An 18,097-nucleotide genomic window follows, 5' to 3' on the forward strand; every position below is an offset into this window, starting at 1 on the left:
CGGTCACGTTACCGGTAACGTGATTTCTTAACATGGTTTGCAGTGATGTCTGTCACAAAATTCAACGCCAAAAACAGGTTTTATAACCGTAACGAAAAAAGGCCATACCGGGAAAGCGGCATAGCGTGCCGCCGACCGCTGGGATTGGCGCTTTTATTGATTTAATCAAATATCAGGTGGTTATAGAATGAAAGATGATACTCGCGCCGTTCTGGTCATCGCGCCGATTTTGGCGCATCTGATGCAAAATCTGACTGAGAATTTTGTGGTTCATAAACTCTATGAACAGGAAGATCGGCAGGCCTTTCTCTCACAGCAGGGTAAAAACATCAAAGGCATCGTTACCCGAGGCGATATCGGCGTCGCAAACAGCGTATTGGAACATCTGCCGAATCTGGGGATTATTGCCATTTTCGGCGTGGGAACCGATGCCGTTGATTTGGATTATACCCGTCAGCGGGGCATTACCGTCACCACCACGCCAGGCGTTCTGACTGACGACGTGGCGGATACCGCACTGGGGCTGATACTGGCGCTATCCCGCCGCTTATGCGGCGCCGATAAATTTGTCCGTGACGGTCAATGGCCGCATGCGGGATTCCCGCTGGGTACCAAAGTAACGGGGAAACGCGTCGGTATTTTTGGCATGGGAAACATTGGGCGAGCCATTGCGCGCCGTACGGCCGGTTTTGACATGAAAATCGCCTATACCGATTTGAGAGAAGACACATCGCTGCCGTATCAGTATGTGGCTGACTTATCCGAACTCGCCAGCCAGTGCGACATCCTGGTGATCTCCATTTCAGGGGGAAAGGGCAGCGAAGGGTTAATCAATGCCGATATTTTCTCGGCGATGCCGGAGAGCGCTTTCCTGATTAACATCGCGCGCGGCAGCATGGTTAATCAGCCGGAATTAATTCAGGCGCTGCAACAGAAAAAAATAGCCGGCGCCGGTCTGGATGTTTTTGCTGATGAACCCAATGTTCCGGATGAATTAATAAAAATGGAAAATGTGGTTCTGCTGCCGCATATCGCCAGCGCGACGATAGAAACCCGTATTCAGATGAGTGAAATTGTATTTGCCAATATTCAGGCTCATTTCAAAGGCGAGAAAGAACCAACAGCAATTAAATAATGATATTCAATACATTTAAAAATAGAGAAAACCAACATCTCTGCCATTTGCAAGATGAAGGGGCTATCTGATTTTAGCAAGTGAATACCGCTATTGTTTTTAATTAATTCAGCACGCGGAAACTCTTCTGTTTATTTATTAACAGGGGCAGGTTCTCTCTTATTCTGAAAAGGCGTAATAAGTATGGACAATAAGATCCCTCATGCTCGTTGGTTGCGTGTCATTGTTCCTATCATGATCGCATGTATTATTTCTTTTATGGATCGCGTAAATATCAGTTTTGCGCTGCCGGGAGGAATGGAAACCGATTTAGACATGGGCAGCCAGATGGCAGGATTGGCCGGAGGTATTTTCTTTATCGGCTATTTGTTCCTGCAAATTCCGGGCGGCCGAATGGCGGTACACGGCAGCGGCAGAAAATTTATTGCCTGTTCTCTGCTGGCCTGGGCCGTTATCTCCATATTGACCGGTTTTGTGACCAACCACTATCAACTGCTGGCGCTGCGTTTTTTGCTCGGGGTGTCTGAAGGGGGCATGTTGCCCGTGGTTTTGACCATGGTCAGCAACTGGTTTCCTGAAAAAGAGATCGGCCGGGCCAATGCTTTTGTGATGATGTTCGCCCCACTGGGCGGGATGTTCACCGCGCCGTTGTCCGGTTTTATCATTAATATGCTTGACTGGCGTTGGCTGTTTATTCTGGAAGGCGTGCTCTCGGCTATTATCATGGTGCTGTGGTGGTTTGTTATCAGCGATCGCCCGGAAGAGGCCAAATGGCTGTCTGCGAAAGAACGCGATTATCTGGTGACGGAACTGACCCGTGAACGCGAAGCGCGTATGAACATCGCGCCGGTGACCAATGCGCCGTTAAAAGAAGTCTTTCTGAATAACGGGTTGGTGAAGCTGATTATCCTGAACTTCTTTTATCAGACCGGGGACTACGGCTATACGCTCTGGCTGCCCACCATTTTGAAGAACCTGACCGGCGGTAGTATGGCTTCCGTCGGGATCCTGGCCATCCTGCCGTTCGTTGCAACCATCCTGGGAATCTACACCATTTCCGTGCTGGTGGATAAGACCGGTAAACGCCGTCTATTCATTATGCTGTCGCTATTCTGTTTCGCCGCCGGGTTGATTTGTTCGGTCATCTTCAGAAACCATCCGGTCGCCTCCTATATTTCGCTGGTGGTATGCGGTTTCTTCCTGAAAGCGGCCACCGGACCTTTCTGGTCGATTCCCGGATGTATCGCGGTTCCGGAAGTCGCCGGCGGCGCGCGCGGGGTGATTAACGGATTGGGGAATCTCGGCGGCTTCTGCGGACCTTATCTGGTGGGCGTGGTGCTCTACTTCTTCGGGCAGGCGACGGCGGTTTGCGTACTGTCTGTCTCCCTGGTTATTGCCGGACTCATCACCTGCATGTTGCCGAAACACTGTGATATGGCCGTTGGCGGTCAGGGGAAAAAACGCGGGGTAAAGCCGCTCGGCAGCGTTGAGCGTACCTAACGGGATCCGGCCGCGGCGTAGGACGACTCGCCGCCACGGCCGGGCGGTATGAAAAATCGCCGCTGCGGCGGCCCGAAGGGTAACGGACAGAACGCCCGTCATGATAAATAAGGGGGAGGTTATGAATGTGCAGCAACAATTCGAATTATGTCAGCAACAGCAAAAACTGATTGTTTTACCAGCCTTTAATCGAGAACTGGCCTGGTCATTGGGCGAGGCGATTAAAAATCAGGCGCAGCGCCAGTCTTTGTCATTGGCGATCGATATCACCGTGAATCATCAAACCTGGTTCAGCTATGCCATGCCGGGCTCGACGGCGGAAAACGTTGATTGGCTGCGCCGCAAACGTAACGTGGTCGACCTGCTGGAAATGAGCTCATATGCCGCCAATCTGATGTTACAGACTCGCCAGACAACATTGTCGGCGCGTTATGGCGTGAATGAGCGCGACTATGCCGCCTTCGGCGGCGGTTTTCCGTTACACGTCAAAAATGGCGGGATCATCGGCAGCGTGGCGGTTTCCGGCGCTCCCCACCGGGATGACCACGATTTTCTGGTTGGCGTGCTGGCTCGTTTTGCCGGTCTGGATCCGCAAACCGTTCAGTCGCTGCTATCGTCCGGCGTCGTTTGAGACGCCCGGTTACTTGCCCCATCCCTGGGGCTTGTCTTGTGTACGGGCATGAGGAGAGTTACAGCACCAGTCCGGCGATAGAAGCGGAAAGGATGCTCACCAGCGTTGAGCCGTATACCAGTTTCAGGCCAAAGCGGGAAACCACGTTGCCCTGATGTTCGTTCAACCCTTTGATTGCGCCGGCAATGATGCCGATAGATGAGAAGTTGGCAAAAGAAACCAGGAATACGGACAGGATGCCAACGCTGCGGGGGGAGAGCTCACCGGCGACTTTTTGCAGTTCCAGCATGGCCACGAATTCGTTGGAAACCAGTTTGGTCGCCATGATGCTGCCAACCTGCAAGGCTTCATTGGCGGGGATGCCCATAACCCAGGCAAACGGATAGAACACATAGCCCAGAATGTCCTGGAAGCTGACGCCGAAAATAGCGCTACAGATCGCGTTGATGGCGGCAATCAGCGCGATGAAGCCAATCAGCATGGCGGCAACGATCACCGCGACTTTAAAGCCCGCCAGAATATATTCGCCCAGCATTTCGAAAAAACTCTGGTTTTCATGAATATTGCCCAGTTGCAATTCAGGCTCGCCGTCAACTCTGTATGGGTTGATGAGCGACAGCACAATAAAGGTGCTGAACATATTCAGTATCAAGGCGGCGACGACAAACTTGGAATCCAGCATCGACATGTAGGCGCCGACGATCGACATGGAAACTGTCGACATCGCCGTTGCCGCCATGGTGTACATGCGTTTTTCAGACATCTTGCCCAGAATATCCTTATAGGCGATAAAGTTTTCAGACTGTCCGAGGATCAATGAACTGACGGCGTTAAATGATTCCAGTTTACCCATACCGTTAATTTTGGAAAGGATGGTGCCAATCAAACGGATGATAATCGGTAATACCTTGATGTATTGCAGGATCCCGATCAGGGCGGAAATAAAGACGATGGGGCAGAGGACTTTGAAGAAGAACGAGATCAGGTTTTTATCACTGTTGACCATATCGCCAAAGACAAAATCGGTTCCCTGACCGGCAAAACCAAGTAATTTATCAAACAGAGCGGCAAAGCCTTTTACCACCCCTAATCCGATATCCGAGTATAGGAAAAAATAGGCAAGGAGAATTTCAACAACCAGCAACTGGATGATGAACCGGATACGGATGCTTTTACGGTCGCGGCAAATGAGTAACGCCAAAACAGCAACAACAACCAATGCTAATGCAAATTGTGCAATATGTGACAGGGACATGTTTGCTCCAAAATATGAGGCCGGCCAGGTTTTCCAGGTCATTCTATGTAACGGGTGCACTAAAAATGAGATGAAGAACACAAAAGCGCGATTATATCTTGGATTATTGTGCAAACTAAATGCCGCGTCTTGTTATCGCTACATTTTTATTCATTCATTATTTTGATACCTGCGAATAATGGCGAGATTTCCATCAATACGCACATAAAATAGCAGTCGGGCTTGATAATGAGGGGCGACGCGTCATAACCGAGAGTTATGGATTATTGACGTGGCGCAGTCATTGCAAGCATAGATGCGCGGCGCCGTCCGTTTTCGCGCCGCTTGCCGGCCTACATTGTGAGATTAAAGAGAAAAGCGATGACTAAGACCGAAATTGAAAAACTTGTCAGGCAGTATCCTTTGGTTCAGCGCCTCATCGATCTGGACGACGTCACCTGGTTTAATCCCAATGTCGCCTCGCTGGAACAAGGGCTGCCCTATGTCGGACTTACGGCAGAGGATGTCGATGATGCGCAGGCCAGGCTGCAACGCTTTGCGCCTTATCTGTGTCTGGCTTTCCCGGAAACCGCCGCCGCGCGGGGCATTATTGAATCTGACGTGGTGGCTATTCCTGCGATGCAGCAAGCGATGGAGCAACGCTATCGGCAACCGATTCCCGGTCAGATGTGGTTAAAAAAAGATAGCCATCTGCCGATTTCCGGTTCCATCAAGGCGCGCGGCGGCATCTATGAGGTGCTGGCCCACGCAGAGAAGCTGGCGCTGGAGGCCGGTATGCTCAGCCTGGATGATGATTACCGGATTCTCTATTCCGATCGTTTCCGCCGGTTTTTCAGTCAATACCGTATCGCCGTGGGGTCAACCGGCAATCTGGGCATGTCGATTGGCATCATGAGCGCCAAGCTGGGGTTCAGCGTCAGCGTACATATGTCTGCCGATGCGCGCGCCTGGAAAAAGCAAAAGCTGCGTGATAACGGAGTGAATGTGGTGGAGTACGCTGAGGATTATGGCGTGGCGGTGGCGCAGGGGCGTAAAGAGGCGGAGTCGGATCCTCGCTGCTTTTTTATTGATGATGAGAATTCGCGTACGCTGTTTCTGGGTTACGCCGTGGCCGGCAACCGTTTACGTCGGCAGTTCGAACAGCTTGATAAACCGGTAGATAAACAGCATCCCCTGTTTGTCTATCTGCCTTGCGGCGTGGGGGGCGGGCCCGGCGGAGTGGCGTTTGGTCTGAAGCTGGCGTTTGGCGACCATGTTCACTGTATTTTTGCCGAGCCAACGCATTCGCCCTGTATGTTGCTGGGCGTTCATACCGGGCTGCATGATGAGATTGCGGTGCAGGATCTTGGCATCGATAATCTGACGGCTGCCGATGGTCTGGCGGTGGGGCGGGCATCCGGTTTCGTCGGCAGAGCGATGGAACGGCTGCTGGACGGCTTTTATACCCTGAGCGACCGGGAGATGTATGACTTGCTCGGGTTGCTCAATCATAGCGAAGACATTCAACTGGAACCCTCCGCTCTGGCGGGGATGGCGGGGCCGTTGCGGGTATGCGCCGGCGCAGAATATCTGCGCCTTAGGGGAATCGATAGCCAAGCCCTGCAACAGGCGACGCATCTGGTTTGGGCGACCGGCGGCGGGATGGTGCCCGCGGACGAGATGGCGAAATATTTGGCGATGGCAACGTGATAATCAGCGCGTTAGATTTCGATAAATTGATGAGATATCCGCTCTTTCCTGCCGATAGTGAATGATCGGCGTAATAGAAACGAGTGTAACCGATTTCACTAAAGGCATCATTTCCTGTCGCGCGGCGGGCTGACGGAGTGACGGCGAACCAGCGTCGGACAGAACATGTTGGTCGTTTCTTTCAGCGGTTTTCCCTGATGCAGGGCGATAGCCAGTTCAGCCGCCTGCGTCGCCATCGCGGCAATGGGATAATGCACCGTGGTCAGCCGGGGGCGAAGGTAACGGGCGATCAGCACATCGTCAAATCCCACGATGGACATATCCTGAGGGACGTTGATGCTGTTATCGCTCAGCACGGACAGCGCTCCCGCCGCCATGGAATCGTTGTAACACACCACCGCCGTCATGTTACCGCCATGGCTCAGCAATTCGGTCATGGCTGATTCGCCTCCCACCTCATCGGGGGCGGCGCGGGCGATCAGCCGCTCATCTACCTTCAGGTTGTGTTCGTTCAGCGCATCGATATAACCCTGTAAACGATCGAATGAGTCGGAAATCTGGTGGTTAGAACAAAGGAAACCAATCTTTCGGTGCCCTTCCTGAATCAGATAACGGGTAGACAACCAGGCGCCGTAGCGGTCGTCCAAGGCGACACAGCGGCTTTCATAGCCCGGCAGCGTGCGGTTGATCAGCACCATATCGGGGATGTGGCTCATCAATGTCGCCAACTCCTGATCGGCAACCATTTTGGCGTGAACCACCAGTCCGGCGCAGCGGTGACGGATCAGTTGCTCAATCGCTTTTCTCTCTTGCTCGGCATTGTGGTAGCCATTGCCGATAAGTAAAAAATTGCCGGTCGCCTGGGCGATTTGTTCCACCGATTTCACCATGGTGCCGAAGAAGGGATCGGAAACATCCGCCACCACCAGCCCCAGCGTTTCCGCACTCTGGTGAGCAAGCGCTCTGGCGTTGGCGTTAGGGTGATACTGCAGTTCAGCCATGGCCTTATGTACGGCCTTCCGTGAAGCATCGCTGGCTTTGGGCGAATCGTTGATGACGCGCGAAACCGTCGCGACGGATACGCCAGACAGGCGGGCGACGTCTTTTATTGTGGCCATGTATGTTCCCTGAACAATTGGATGTTGAATATTCCGATGTTACCTACACATCTTTCCCTCTGCGGCAGGCAGAAGACGCTTATGTGATCGATGTCACGACCAGAGTAACTCCCCACTTTCCAAACGTCATCCTGAGGTTTAAATTTAGGGTAAACGGTTACACTAAATGATAAACAGTAAAACACTGTCTATCTAGGGTTGGTTATCTCGATGATTATGCCCGTTATTTTTCACACAAAAAACGGGTGTGAACAGACGCCGTTTACCGCCGGTGAATATTGCCGCGGTGAAAACGGGCTATCTTGTTTTGAGGAGTGGTCTTTATGCTATTTGTACCCACAGAGCACCCGCACCGTCGCTTCAACCCGCTGAAAGGGGAATGGATATTGGTTTCTCCTCATCGGGCTAAACGGCCATGGCAAGGGCAGCAAGATGAGCCCGATCGCCGGCCGCCGCCGCCGCATGACCCAAACTGCTATCTGTGCGCGGGCAATAAACGCATCACCGGTGACGTTAACCCGCAATATCAGGGCACTTTTGTTTTCACCAATGATTTTTCCGCCTTGCTGGAGGATACCCCGGCGGTATCGCCTAATGACGATCCGCTGTTTCGCATACAGAGCGCCCGGGGCGTCAGCCGCGTGATCTGTTTTTCGCCCGATCACAGTAAAAGCCTGCCCGAATTGCCGATGTCGGCGTTGAAAGGGGTGATCGACGCCTGGAGTGAGCAGACATCGGAGCTGGGGCAGCGTTATCCCTGGGTACAGGTATTTGAAAACAAAGGGGCGATGATGGGCTGTTCCAATCCGCATCCGCACGGACAGGTATGGGCCAACGATTTCTTACCGAATGAAGCGCTGCGTGAAGATCGGGAACAGCGCGCTTATTTTGAGCGCTACGGGACTTCTCTGTTGCTTGACTATGTGCAGCGTGAGCAGGCGGACGGCAGCCGTTTGGTGGTGGAAACCGAATTTTGGCTGGCGGTGGTGCCCTATTGGGCCGCCTGGCCGTTTGAAACCCTGCTGCTGCCCAAGTTCGCCGTGCGGCAGTTACCGCAGCTAAGCGAACCGCAGCGCGACGATCTGGCCGTGGCGCTGAAAAAATTGACCAGCCGTTACGATAACCTGTTTCAGTGTTCTTTTCCTTACTCCATGGGGTGGCACGGCGCGCCGTTTAATGGCGAAGACAATGCCCATTGGCAACTGCATGCCCACTTCTATCCGCCATTACTACGCTCCGCCAGCGTGCGTAAGTTTATGGTCGGTTACGAAATGCTGGCGGAAGCCCAGCGCGATCTGACGGCGGAACAGGCTGCCGAGCGTCTGCGTGCCGTTAGCGATATCCATTTTCGTGAGCAAATTTGAGGGCATTTTATGAACCGTATCGATTCATTACGTCAGTCGGTCACATCAACGTTTGAACGCCTATTTGGCTATACGCCGCAGGCGGAGATCCAGGCGCCGGGGCGCGTGAATCTGATTGGCGAGCATACCGATTACAATGATGGTTTTGTTTTACCCTGCGCCATTGATTACCAGACGGTGATCGGCGCGGCCGCCCGGCAGGATAATCTAGTGCGCGTGGTGGCGGTAAACTTCGACCAACAACAGGATGAATTTGACCTGACCCAGGCGATTCAACCACATGCGCAATACACCTGGGCAAACTATGTGCGGGGCACCGTAAAATTTTTGCAGGCGCGCGGCTTGCCGATTAGCGGTATGGATATGGTGATTGCGGGCAATGTGCCGGCGGGCGCGGGGCTAAGTTCATCGGCTTCCCTTGAGGTGGCTATCGGGCAGACTTTCAAGACGCTTAACCATCTGGATATCAGCCAACTGGAACTGGCGTTGACCGGTCAGCAGGCGGAGAACGATTTTGTCGGCTGTAGCTGCGGCATTATGGATCAGTTTATTTCGGCACAGGGGCAGGCCGGCCATGCGTTATTGATCGACTGCCGATCGCTGGAAGGGCGGGCGGTGCGTATGCTGGACGGGTTCGACATCCTGATTGTGAATTCCAATGTGCGCCGTGGGCTGGTGGACAGCGAATACAATACCCGCCGTCGGCAGTGTGAGGCGGCGGCGCGCCATTTTGGCGTCAAAGCATTGCGCGATCTCTCTTTAGAACAGTTTGAGGCGGGAGTGGCCGGGCTGGATCCGCTGGTCGTTCGTCGCGCCCGGCACATTATTACGGAAAACGCCCGCACGCTGGAGGCCGCCGATGCGCTGGCCCGGCAGGACGCTCGCCGCCTGTTTGCCCTGATGGCGGAGTCCCATATCTCTATGCGTGATGACTTTGAAATCACGGTTCCCCAGATTGATACGCTGGTTGATTTGATCCAGACGGATGTCGGCGATCAAGGGGGCGCCAGAATGACGGGCGGCGGTTTTGGCGGCTGTGTGGTTTCGCTGGTCCCTTCCGCACTGACCGACGGCGTTTGCCGCATGCTTGAACGCGAATACCCGGCGCGCACGGGATTACCGCCTTCAATCTACCTCTGTCAGCCTTCTAATGGCGCGGGGCCGTTGGCATTGAATTGAAACTTTCCTTCTGCCATTACGCGGATTGGTTTTCAATCATTTCAATCAAACAGGGTAAACGGCGTTATCCTGTTTGATTCTTCATCTTGAAATAGTGATAAATGTCATTATTTGCATATTATATATATGATTTTTAATGATATTATCACATTTTTTTATTAAAATATCTTGCCGTTCTGTTCGTTTTTTCTGCATAATGCGAGCCTGAAGTTTCTCAATGGATATGAATAGGAAACCGCATGGAACGCATGACTTCTGCCCGCCCGCATGTTACCGCTTCGTCTCATTCCCGCTATCAGTTAACCGTAACCGGCAATGCCGCTCCGTTATCGGTGCTGCATTTCAGCGCCACCGAGGGGCTGAGCCAGACCTATTGCTACCAGATAACCTTTACCAGCGGCAGCGATATCGCCCCCGGCGAGATGCTGTTGCAGGACGCCACCTTTACCTTCAACGCGCCGGGCGTCACGCTCGGCGATGTGGCGCTGCCTGCGGCCTCGGCGCGTGCGGTGCACGGGGTGGTGACGCAGTTTCAGCGGCTGTCGGCGTCGGCGGACGAGGTGCGCTATCAGCTGACGCTGGAGCCGCGGCTGGCGTTGCTGGCCAATGCCGGGCGGCCGGCGATATACCAGAACCAGTCGGTGCCGGAGATAGTCGAGCAGATATTGCGCCGGCAGCATCAGTTCGAAGGCTGGCAGTTCGAGTTCCGCCTGCGCAACAGCTACCCGCAACGCGAGCAGGTAATGCAGTGGCAGGAGAGCGACCGGGCGTTTATCGACCGGCTGCTGGCGGAAGTGGGTATCTGGTATCGCTTCGAGATGGACGCGCGGCTGAAAAGGGAAGTGGTGGTGTTCGCCGACGACCAGCAGTTCTACCAGTTTGACGTGAACCTGCCGCTGCGCAGTCCGTCGGGAATGAACGACAACGGGGTGGAGTCGGTATGGGGGCTGAGCTCGGCGCATCAGGTGGTCAGCCAGTCGGTGCGGGTGAAGGATTACAACTACCGCCAGGCGGGAGACGGCCTGCAGACCGAAGCGGAGGTGAGCGGCGGCGGGGAGAGCACTTACGGGCAGGTGTACCGCTACGGCGACAACTATCTGACGCTGGGCGGGGACAGCGGTGAGTCGGGCGGAGAGACGGCGGAAGGAGGCGATTTCTACGCGCGGCTGCGCCACGAACGGCTGCTGAATAATCAGCATCAGCTGAGCGGGAAGAGCAATGCGTCAACGCTGGCGCCGGGACAGATGCTGGAAATCGCGGGTAGCGTGCCGGCGATATTCGCCAAAGGGATAGTCATCACCACTATCAGCGCCGGCGCGCGGCGCGACAGCAGCTATACGCTGAAATTTACCGGCATTCCCTACAGCGAGACGGTGGGATTCCGCCCGGAGCCAGAAGCGCGACCGAGGATAGCGGGGACGCTGCCGGCGCGGGTAACGAGTATTACCGCGGGCGACACATACGCGCATCTGGACAAGATGGGGCGTTACCGGGTGAAGTTCGACTTCGACCTGGACAACTGGAAGACGGGTTACGAAAGCCTGTGGGTGCGTCTCGCCAAACCCTACAGCGGCGACACCTGCGGCATGCACCTGCCGCTGCTGGCGGGAACGGAGGTGGCGATAGCGTTTGAAGAGGGCAACCCGGACCGGCCGTATATCGCCTATGCGCTGCATGACTCGCGGCACCCGGACCATGTGACGCAGGCGAACAACAAACGCAATGTTATCCGCACGCCGGCCAACAACAAGCTGCGGATGGAAGACGAGCGGGGCAAGGAGCATATCAAGCTGTCGACCGAGTACGGCGGCAAGTCGCAGTTGAACCTGGGGCATCTGGTGGACAGTACCCGTGAGCAGCGGGGCGAAGGATTTGAGCTGCGCACCGACCAGTGGGGGGCGATACGGGCGGGGAAAGGGATTTTCATCAGCGCGGAGGGCCAGCCCGGCGCACAGGGCGAGGCGCTGGATATGTCGGCGGCGATAATGCAGCTGGAGCAGGCGCTGTCGCTGGCGAAGTCGTTGCAGTCGGGTGCGGGGATAGCGAAGGCGGACGAGGGCGAGAGCGGGAGTCAGACAACGCTGGTGCAGAGCCTGAGCGGATTAACGCAGCCGGGATTACTGTTGCACGGCCCGGAAGGGGTTGGGGTGGTGAGCCCGAAGCAGGTGCATATCTCGTCGGGCGAGGAGAGCGTGTCGCTGGTGTCGAGGAAGGATGTGGACATCAGCACGGGCAAGGCGCTGACGGCGGCGTCGGGCGGGAAGGTGAGTCTGTATGCGTCGAAGTCGGGGATGAAGCTGTTTGCCGGTGCGGGGAAGGTGGCGGTACAGGCGCAGAGCGATGAACTGGAGCTGACGGGGCAGAAGGATGTGAGCGTGAGCAGCGTGGCGGGCAGGGTGGTTGTCACGGCGGGGGAAGAGCTGACGCTGAGCTGCGGCGGGGGCTATATCCGGCTGAAGGGGGGGAATATCGAGCTGGGTTGTCCGGGAAATATCCTGCTGAAGTCGGCCAATGTGCAGAAGATGAGCGCCGCCAGCCTGAACATACCACTGCCCGCATTGCCCGCTGTCGGTCCCGCGGTATTGGAGCTTGATCTCAGGGATCTCGATATGTCGCCGGTGGCTCACGCGGCTTATACCCTGACGTTTGAAGGCGGCTCGGTAATAACGGGAAAGTTGGACGAAAACGGCTATGCCCGTCATGACGATGTACCGGACGAACCCGCCAACGTACATTACGAACTGCCGCCGTCCAAGCCTGAGCCGCAGTGGGATCCATGGCGATCTATGCTGGATGAGTCTGATATATGGGTGGGTACAATAACAGGAGGTAATAACTGATGGATCAGCAATTTAATCACGCACTGGCGTTTTTTACCGCCGCGCCCGATAGCTGGTTTTCACAGGGAAAGAAAAAAATTGAAGCCTGCGGCCAATGGATCTGGGAAACGATTCAGGGCGACTTCAATGATAATCAGACCACCGGTCAGGTGGTTACCGGCACGGTGATTTCCATGATCCCCTTTGTCGATCAGATCTGTGATGTTCGGGATCTGGTAGCCAATTGCAGGAAAATCAACGAGGACTCGGACAATACGGCGGCCTGGGTGGCATTGGCATTAACCCTGATAGGCTGTATTCCGGTTTTGGGCTCCTTTGTCAAAGGGGCGTTCAAGGTGATGTTTTTTGGTGCGCGCAAGCCTGTGCTGGGCGCGGCCGGGAAGATAATGTCGTCCCAACTGAAGAAGCGGATCGTAGATGGCGCCATCAAACAGCTGAAGCAGTTCCTTGATATGTCCGCTACGCGAAAGTTTCTTTCTGCCGCGGGGTGCCACAATCCCTATATCGATCTGAGCGTAAAGCTGCGGGAGATGATGCCATCCATCAGTGTCCCGTCGTTGTTAAGCGTGCTGGATGATCTAATAACGGCGACGCGTGAACTGCTAGGGAAAGCGCGGAGTTGGGGGCCGGAGTCGATCAGAAAACCCATCGACGCCACGTTGCAAGGACTGACGGCGGTGCGTGACAAGGCGGACAGCATGCTGGGCAAAGTCCTGACGCCGGTCAATCAATTGCTGGAGGCGCTGGCGGTGCGGCTGCATATCGAAGGTAATACGCTGTACCGCGCCCATAGCGGGCTGAATGTGCATAAACTGCGTAAGCTGCAGGAAATCGAAGAAGCAGAGCTATTGCTGTTCAAACGCCCCGACTGGGTGGATGTGAATGCGGTTGCGAAATATAAAGGGGTAAAGGAACTTTCTGATGTGCATAAAAGACATATTGCCGAAGGGTGGCCAGATGTTACAAATGGTTTTTTAAAAGACAAATACAATACATTTCATATTATGAACGCCGCCTATGCCGAACCGGGAGAGCGATTGTACCGGGTGCTGGATCCTGCCAACGACTCCCTTGATAACGGCGTTTACTGGCTGCGTGAGAAGGATTTTCTGGCGCTGCAAAGTAAGGCCGAGTGGCGTAAAAAGTGTGCAGTATGGAAACATTGGAATGAGAACGGCGAATATGCGGTGTATACCGTACCGCATGACCAACGCATCAAGCTGTGGGAAGGGCCGGCGGCTACGCAAGAAATCAAGAAAGAAACCGCCGATGGCGTACTGGAGGCAACCGTATCGCTGGAAGGCGGCGGCAATCAGTTGCTGATTTTCCCAGGAGACCTACGTCGGGAGGCAATGGGACCGCGTCGGAAAACCGGCTGGGGCTACCGTGATTTGACCGGTGAGGCCAATAGCTTTGTCGGCGTGCCAAAGCTAAAAACCAACTGGTACGATGAGAATAAGGAGTAAACAAGATGGCGATATTACACCCGCAGGAGTGTTATTTACTGGAGCGTTATACCAGCGTTGACTACTACCGCCGGCGCTGGGAGGCCTACAACGCCTTTGTCGAACACTGCGAGCAGCAGGTGGAGCTGTTTATGCAGCATCTGCCCGCCAACCTCCGCCGTCGTCCGGCCTGGGAGCAGATAGATATTATCTGGCAGAACCGGGTGTTGCCCAATATTCGTGGCACCTTATCCGGGCTGACTCGCAGTTATACGCGTTTACAGCATAACGACCCCAATGCCTATATTACCGGCGGGGGGGTTGCCAGCGATAACAAAGGGCTAACTGATTACTGGCCGGAGCGCTGGATGAGCCCGCAGGCGTTGCAACGGTATTCCGATCTATTCAGCCTGGGCAGTATTTACGACAAAATGGTGCATGGCACCGTTAGCTCAAACTGGGATGAAGGAAATTTAACCTATTTATACAGTGACGAGTTTTTTGGTCCGCTGGCTCTACCCGCGCAGGTCCCTCGCTACCAGTTGGATACTTCTGTGGTACTGGGACCGAATGACCCGGTGACGGTGACCGGAATTTACCTGCCGGACGTGGAGTATGCCAGCGCCCAGTTTTTTCATCCCTTTAGCTATCTGCCGCATGTTGCCCCTCAGGGAAAGTCCAGAAGTGACTATATCAGCCCGGAAGGGAAACGGGATTATCATTGGGAGAAAATCGAAAACGTGCCCGCTACCTGGACATTAATTCGCCGGGTGGAGAATGAGTTTATTGCGGTGCCGCCGCAGGGCTTTTTCCCTAATCGTCACCCGGACGAACTGTACCGCTGGCCGGAGCGGGAGCAGGCGTTGCTGGCCGGCAGTAAAAAACACCTGACGCTGCCCAGCGGCACGGTCTGCCCGCACGGCGGACTTTGGAGCACCTATCAGGCCGGGCGTATTGAACGGCAACACTTTGCGCAAGGGGATATTCTACCGCAGTGGCAGGACACTGCCACGCAGAAACGGGCGATTCTCTGGACGCTGCTGGAGCGGGACGACGGCGGCGTTGTGCAGTTTCCGGGGTAAAAGCAAGATGGCGATACTACACCCGCAGGAGTGTTACCTGCTTGAGCGCTTTACTAGTCTGGACTTTTTTCAGCGCCGCTGGCAGGTGTGGCAGGATTTTGTCGAGCACTGCGAACATCAGGTAGCCCTCTACAGTCAGAACTTGCCGCCACAGCAGCGCAGTCTGCCGCTATGGCAACAGTATGATGTGGTCTGGAACAACCGTATTCTGCCCAATATTCGCGGTACGCTTTCCGTCTTGTACAGGGACTATCTGCAACGCCAGCACAACGATCCGAGAGCCTATTTCACCGGCGGCAACGTCGCCAGTGACTGCAAAGGGCTCAGCGACTACTGGCCGGAAGGCTGGATGAGCGAAGCGGCGCTGGAGCGCTATGGCGATCTGCTTGGTCTGGGCAGAATTTATAACAAAGTCATCGAGATTACTACCGGATCGTACTGGGATGAGGGTAATCTGACTTACCGATATAATGAACGTGCCTTTGGCCCGCTTGACTTACCGCCGCAAATTCCGCGTTATGAACTGGACCCTTCTGTGGTATTGGGGCCGAATGACCCGGTGACGGTGACCGGGATTTATCTGCCGGACGTGGAGTATGCCAGCGCGCAGTTTTTCCATCCGCGCAGCTATATTCCACATACTGCAAATCAGGGTAAGGTAAGAAGTGAGTTTATTTCGGATGAGGGAATACACGATTACTCATGGACTAAAATTGAAAAAGTCCCTGCCACTTGGACGCTGATCCACCGGGTGGAAAATGAATTTATTCCGGTGCCGCCGCAGGGCTTTTTCCCTAATCGTCACCCGGACGAACTGTACCGTTGGCCGGAGCGGGAGCAGGCGTTGCTGGCCGGCAGTAAAAAACACCTGACGCTGCCCAGCGGCACGGTCTGCCCGCACGGCGGACTTTGGAGCACCTATCAGGCCGGGCGCATTGAACGCCAACACTTCGCGCAAGGCGACATACTGCCGCAGTGGCGGGACACAGCCACGCAGAAACGGGCGATTCTCTGGACGCTGCTGGAGCGGGATGACGGTGGTGTTGTGCAGTTTGCTGCGCAATGACCGTATAATGGCGAACGTTGCTATTCGGAGACGATGCCCGTAAATCAGGCGGGCACCGTAAAAGCAGAGAAAGGGACGTCAGGGCAACAAAAACAGCGTCGCCAATCCCAGGAAGATGAAAAATCCTCCGGTATCGGTAATTGCCGTAATCATCACGCTGGAGCCAACGGCGGGGTCGCGGCCGAACTTAACCATAATTAACGGGATCAATACGCCCATCAGCGCGGCCAGCAGCAGGTTGAGCAGAATGGCCAGCATCATCACGCCCCCCATCTCGGGGCTGCCATAGAGTGCGTAGGTGATCAGGCCCATAACGCTGCCCCATATCACGCCGTTGACCACCGCCACGCCCAATTCTTTCAGCAGCAGATAAGATTTTCGCCCGTGCTCCAACTGATGCAGCGCCAGCGCTCGAACGATCATGGTGATCGTCTGATTGCCGGTGTTGCCGCCGAGCCCCGCCACGATCGGCATTAGGGTCGCCAGCGCCACCAAATGCGACAGCGTATTTTCAAACAGACCGATAACCCGTGAGGCCACCATCGCGGTACACAGGTTGATGGCTAGCCAGGTCCAGCGATTACGCACCGCTTTGTAGACTGGCGCATAGACATCTTCAGAAGGGGTTAACCCGCCGGAGCGGCGCAGATTACTGTCGCTCTCTTTATTAACGACATCCACGATATCTTCCACCGTCAGGCGCCCCATTAATTTGCCTTTGCTATCCACCACCGGGGCGGAGATCAGGTTATAACGTTCAAAAGCCCCTGCGGCTTCATCCGCCTGATCTTCCGGCTGAAATAGCGTCGGTTGTTTGTCCATGACGGCGGATACCGGCGTTTCCGGCGCATTCAGTAGTATATTAGCCAGCGACAGCTCGCCAATCAGCGTATTTTTACGATCGGTGACGAACAGCTTATCGGTGGAATCCGGAATGACTTTTCGGTAGCGCAGGTAACGCTGAACGGCGGCAAGGGTAACATCGGGACGTATGGTGATGAGCTTGAAGTCCATGATGTGGCCGACGCACTCTTCGTCATAATTGATCGCCCCGCGAAATTGCGCGCGCTGTTTCGGCTCCAGCGAGGTCAGTATCCGCCCTAGCAGATGGCGGGGAAGAATGCGCGCCAACTGGGCCTGTTCGTCAACATCCAGTGTGCGGACGGCTTTCAGAATATCTTTATTGCGCATATCGCTGATGAGATCGTCTGAGATGCTGTCAGAGACTTCGATCAGCACGCGTCCGCGCCGCTCAATGGGAATCAGCCGCCAGAGCGCCAGGCGCTCATCATAAGGCAGGGATTCCAACAGATCTGCCAGGTCGGCGGCGTGTAATCCGATGATTGACTGACATATTTCGGCCGTCTGGTCGAGCAGGACTTTATGGTCTGTGGCGGTGTCGCCGGAGTGGCGGTTGAGAATATCATCAACCAAATCGCTGTTTTCTAAAAGTAAAAGAGAAATATGGCGCCGTAAGGCGGAAACTTTTTTTGCATTCGACATGGGCTTTCTTATGCTCGGTATGGTTTCATTTCTGATGTATCTATATCTCGGATATATCCGTCGTATTTTAAGTCGCGGATGTGTTGTTTTTATTTACCCGAGTAAGCTCCTGGGGATTTACGGCAATGTATTCTTCCTGCAACTCGAATGGGTCGGGGTATCACGCACCCGTTTCCAGTCTGATTTTTATTTTCTGTTTATCTTATCGCGGGGATGCGCTGTCTGTTTCACACACCGGGATAGGCATGTGCTAAACATAGCGCGAAATCAGTGAATTAAGAATAGAACGA

At 54.6% G+C, this 18,097-nt stretch carries 13 protein-coding genes; 10 read left to right on the forward strand and 3 right to left on the reverse strand.

Annotated features, from left to right (window positions below):
- Positions 1-187: 187 nt before the first annotated feature.
- The 3 genes from ACN28R_RS02660 (at position 188) to ACN28R_RS02670 (ending at position 3,266) form a co-directional block, all read left to right on the forward strand.
- The gene (locus tag ACN28R_RS02660) at positions 188-1,135 is read left to right on the forward strand and encodes a 2-hydroxyacid dehydrogenase (protein ID WP_048637982.1); all 948 of its coding nucleotides are present in this window, start codon (positions 188-190) and stop codon (positions 1,133-1,135) included.
- 183 nt (positions 1,136-1,318) lie between these two features.
- On the forward strand, positions 1,319-2,635 hold the full coding sequence (locus ACN28R_RS02665; protein WP_095833507.1) for an MFS transporter: 1,317 nt from the start codon (positions 1,319-1,321) through the stop codon (positions 2,633-2,635).
- 121 nt (positions 2,636-2,756) lie between these two features.
- The gene (locus ACN28R_RS02670) at positions 2,757-3,266 is read left to right on the forward strand and encodes a heme-degrading domain-containing protein (RefSeq protein WP_095833508.1); all 510 of its coding nucleotides are present in this window, start codon (positions 2,757-2,759) and stop codon (positions 3,264-3,266) included.
- Between the two features lie 58 nt (positions 3,267-3,324).
- Here ACN28R_RS02670 and ACN28R_RS02675 read toward each other — a convergent pair whose 3' ends face one another.
- On the reverse strand, positions 3,325-4,515 hold the full coding sequence (locus tag ACN28R_RS02675; RefSeq protein WP_048639840.1) for a NupC/NupG family nucleoside CNT transporter: 1,191 nt from the start codon (positions 4,513-4,515) through the stop codon (positions 3,325-3,327).
- A gap of 366 nt (positions 4,516-4,881) precedes the next feature.
- On the opposite strand from ACN28R_RS02675, the gene ACN28R_RS02680 reads away from it, so the two are divergent.
- Positions 4,882-6,210 (forward strand): D-serine ammonia-lyase, encoded by a 1,329-nt coding sequence (locus ACN28R_RS02680; RefSeq protein ID WP_095833509.1) that lies wholly within the window; start codon positions 4,882-4,884, stop codon positions 6,208-6,210.
- Between the two features lie 107 nt (positions 6,211-6,317).
- Here the strand turns inward: ACN28R_RS02680 and galR are convergent, their stop codons facing one another.
- Positions 6,318-7,328 carry an HTH-type transcriptional regulator GalR gene (gene galR, locus ACN28R_RS02685; protein ID WP_095833510.1) on the reverse strand — a complete coding sequence of 337 codons (1,011 nt, stop codon included), beginning with the start codon at positions 7,326-7,328 and terminating at the stop codon, positions 6,318-6,320.
- Between the two features lie 323 nt (positions 7,329-7,651).
- Between galR and galT the strand changes: the two genes are divergently transcribed.
- From galT to ACN28R_RS02715, 6 genes are all read left to right on the forward strand, one after another.
- Positions 7,652-8,692, forward strand: coding sequence for a galactose-1-phosphate uridylyltransferase (gene galT, locus ACN28R_RS02690; protein ID WP_095833511.1), 1,041 nt, complete (start codon positions 7,652-7,654; stop codon positions 8,690-8,692).
- A gap of 9 nt (positions 8,693-8,701) precedes the next feature.
- A complete protein-coding gene (galK, locus tag ACN28R_RS02695) occupies positions 8,702-9,871 on the forward strand; it encodes a galactokinase (RefSeq protein ID WP_095833512.1) in 1,170 nt (389 codons plus the stop codon).
- A 239-nt stretch (positions 9,872-10,110) separates the two neighbouring features.
- Complete coding sequence (locus tag ACN28R_RS02700) at positions 10,111-12,711, forward strand: type VI secretion system Vgr family protein (protein ID WP_236840175.1); 2,601 nt, start codon at positions 10,111-10,113, stop codon at positions 12,709-12,711.
- The gene (locus ACN28R_RS02705; RefSeq protein ID WP_095833513.1) at positions 12,711-14,177 is read left to right on the forward strand and encodes a hypothetical protein; all 1,467 of its coding nucleotides are present in this window, start codon (positions 12,711-12,713) and stop codon (positions 14,175-14,177) included. Before ACN28R_RS02700 ends, ACN28R_RS02705 begins: the two co-directional genes overlap by 1 nt.
- A 5-nt stretch (positions 14,178-14,182) precedes the next feature.
- Positions 14,183-15,238 (forward strand): hypothetical protein, encoded by a 1,056-nt coding sequence (locus ACN28R_RS02710; RefSeq protein ID WP_095833514.1) that lies wholly within the window; start codon positions 14,183-14,185, stop codon positions 15,236-15,238.
- A gap of 7 nt (positions 15,239-15,245) precedes the next feature.
- On the forward strand, positions 15,246-16,304 hold the full coding sequence (locus ACN28R_RS02715; RefSeq protein ID WP_095833515.1) for a hypothetical protein: 1,059 nt from the start codon (positions 15,246-15,248) through the stop codon (positions 16,302-16,304).
- Between the two features lie 78 nt (positions 16,305-16,382).
- Here the strand turns inward: ACN28R_RS02715 and mgtE are convergent, their stop codons facing one another.
- Positions 16,383-17,807: a magnesium transporter gene (mgtE, locus tag ACN28R_RS02720; RefSeq protein WP_048637992.1), complete on the reverse strand. Its 1,425-nt coding sequence runs from the start codon at positions 17,805-17,807 to the stop codon at positions 16,383-16,385.
- Positions 17,808-18,097: the final 290 nt, after the last annotated feature.

Source organism: Brenneria goodwinii (genome assembly GCF_002291445.1).
Taxonomy (GTDB): domain Bacteria; phylum Pseudomonadota; class Gammaproteobacteria; order Enterobacterales; family Enterobacteriaceae; genus Brenneria; species Brenneria goodwinii.

Excerpts from the sequence above, each read along its gene's own strand:
- galR (WP_095833510.1), bottom strand. The coding sequence starts at position 7,328 with ATGGCCACAATAAAAGACGTCGCCCGCCTGTCTGGCGTATCCGTCGCG.
- galT (WP_095833511.1), top strand. The coding sequence starts at position 7,652 with ATGCTATTTGTACCCACAGAGCACCCGCACCGTCGCTTCAACCCGCTG.
- galK (WP_095833512.1), top strand. The coding sequence starts at position 8,702 with ATGAACCGTATCGATTCATTACGTCAGTCGGTCACATCAACGTTTGAA.
- ACN28R_RS02715 (WP_095833515.1), top strand. The coding sequence starts at position 15,246 with ATGGCGATACTACACCCGCAGGAGTGTTACCTGCTTGAGCGCTTTACT.
- ACN28R_RS02700 (WP_236840175.1), top strand. The coding sequence starts at position 10,111 with ATGGAACGCATGACTTCTGCCCGCCCGCATGTTACCGCTTCGTCTCAT.
- ACN28R_RS02705 (WP_095833513.1), top strand. The coding sequence starts at position 12,711 with ATGGATCAGCAATTTAATCACGCACTGGCGTTTTTTACCGCCGCGCCC.
- mgtE (WP_048637992.1), bottom strand. The coding sequence starts at position 17,807 with ATGTCGAATGCAAAAAAAGTTTCCGCCTTACGGCGCCATATTTCTCTT.
- ACN28R_RS02660 (WP_048637982.1), top strand. The coding sequence starts at position 188 with ATGAAAGATGATACTCGCGCCGTTCTGGTCATCGCGCCGATTTTGGCG.
- ACN28R_RS02710 (WP_095833514.1), top strand. The coding sequence starts at position 14,183 with ATGGCGATATTACACCCGCAGGAGTGTTATTTACTGGAGCGTTATACC.
- ACN28R_RS02680 (WP_095833509.1), top strand. The coding sequence starts at position 4,882 with ATGACTAAGACCGAAATTGAAAAACTTGTCAGGCAGTATCCTTTGGTT.
- ACN28R_RS02670 (WP_095833508.1), top strand. The coding sequence starts at position 2,757 with ATGAATGTGCAGCAACAATTCGAATTATGTCAGCAACAGCAAAAACTG.
- ACN28R_RS02665 (WP_095833507.1), top strand. The coding sequence starts at position 1,319 with ATGGACAATAAGATCCCTCATGCTCGTTGGTTGCGTGTCATTGTTCCT.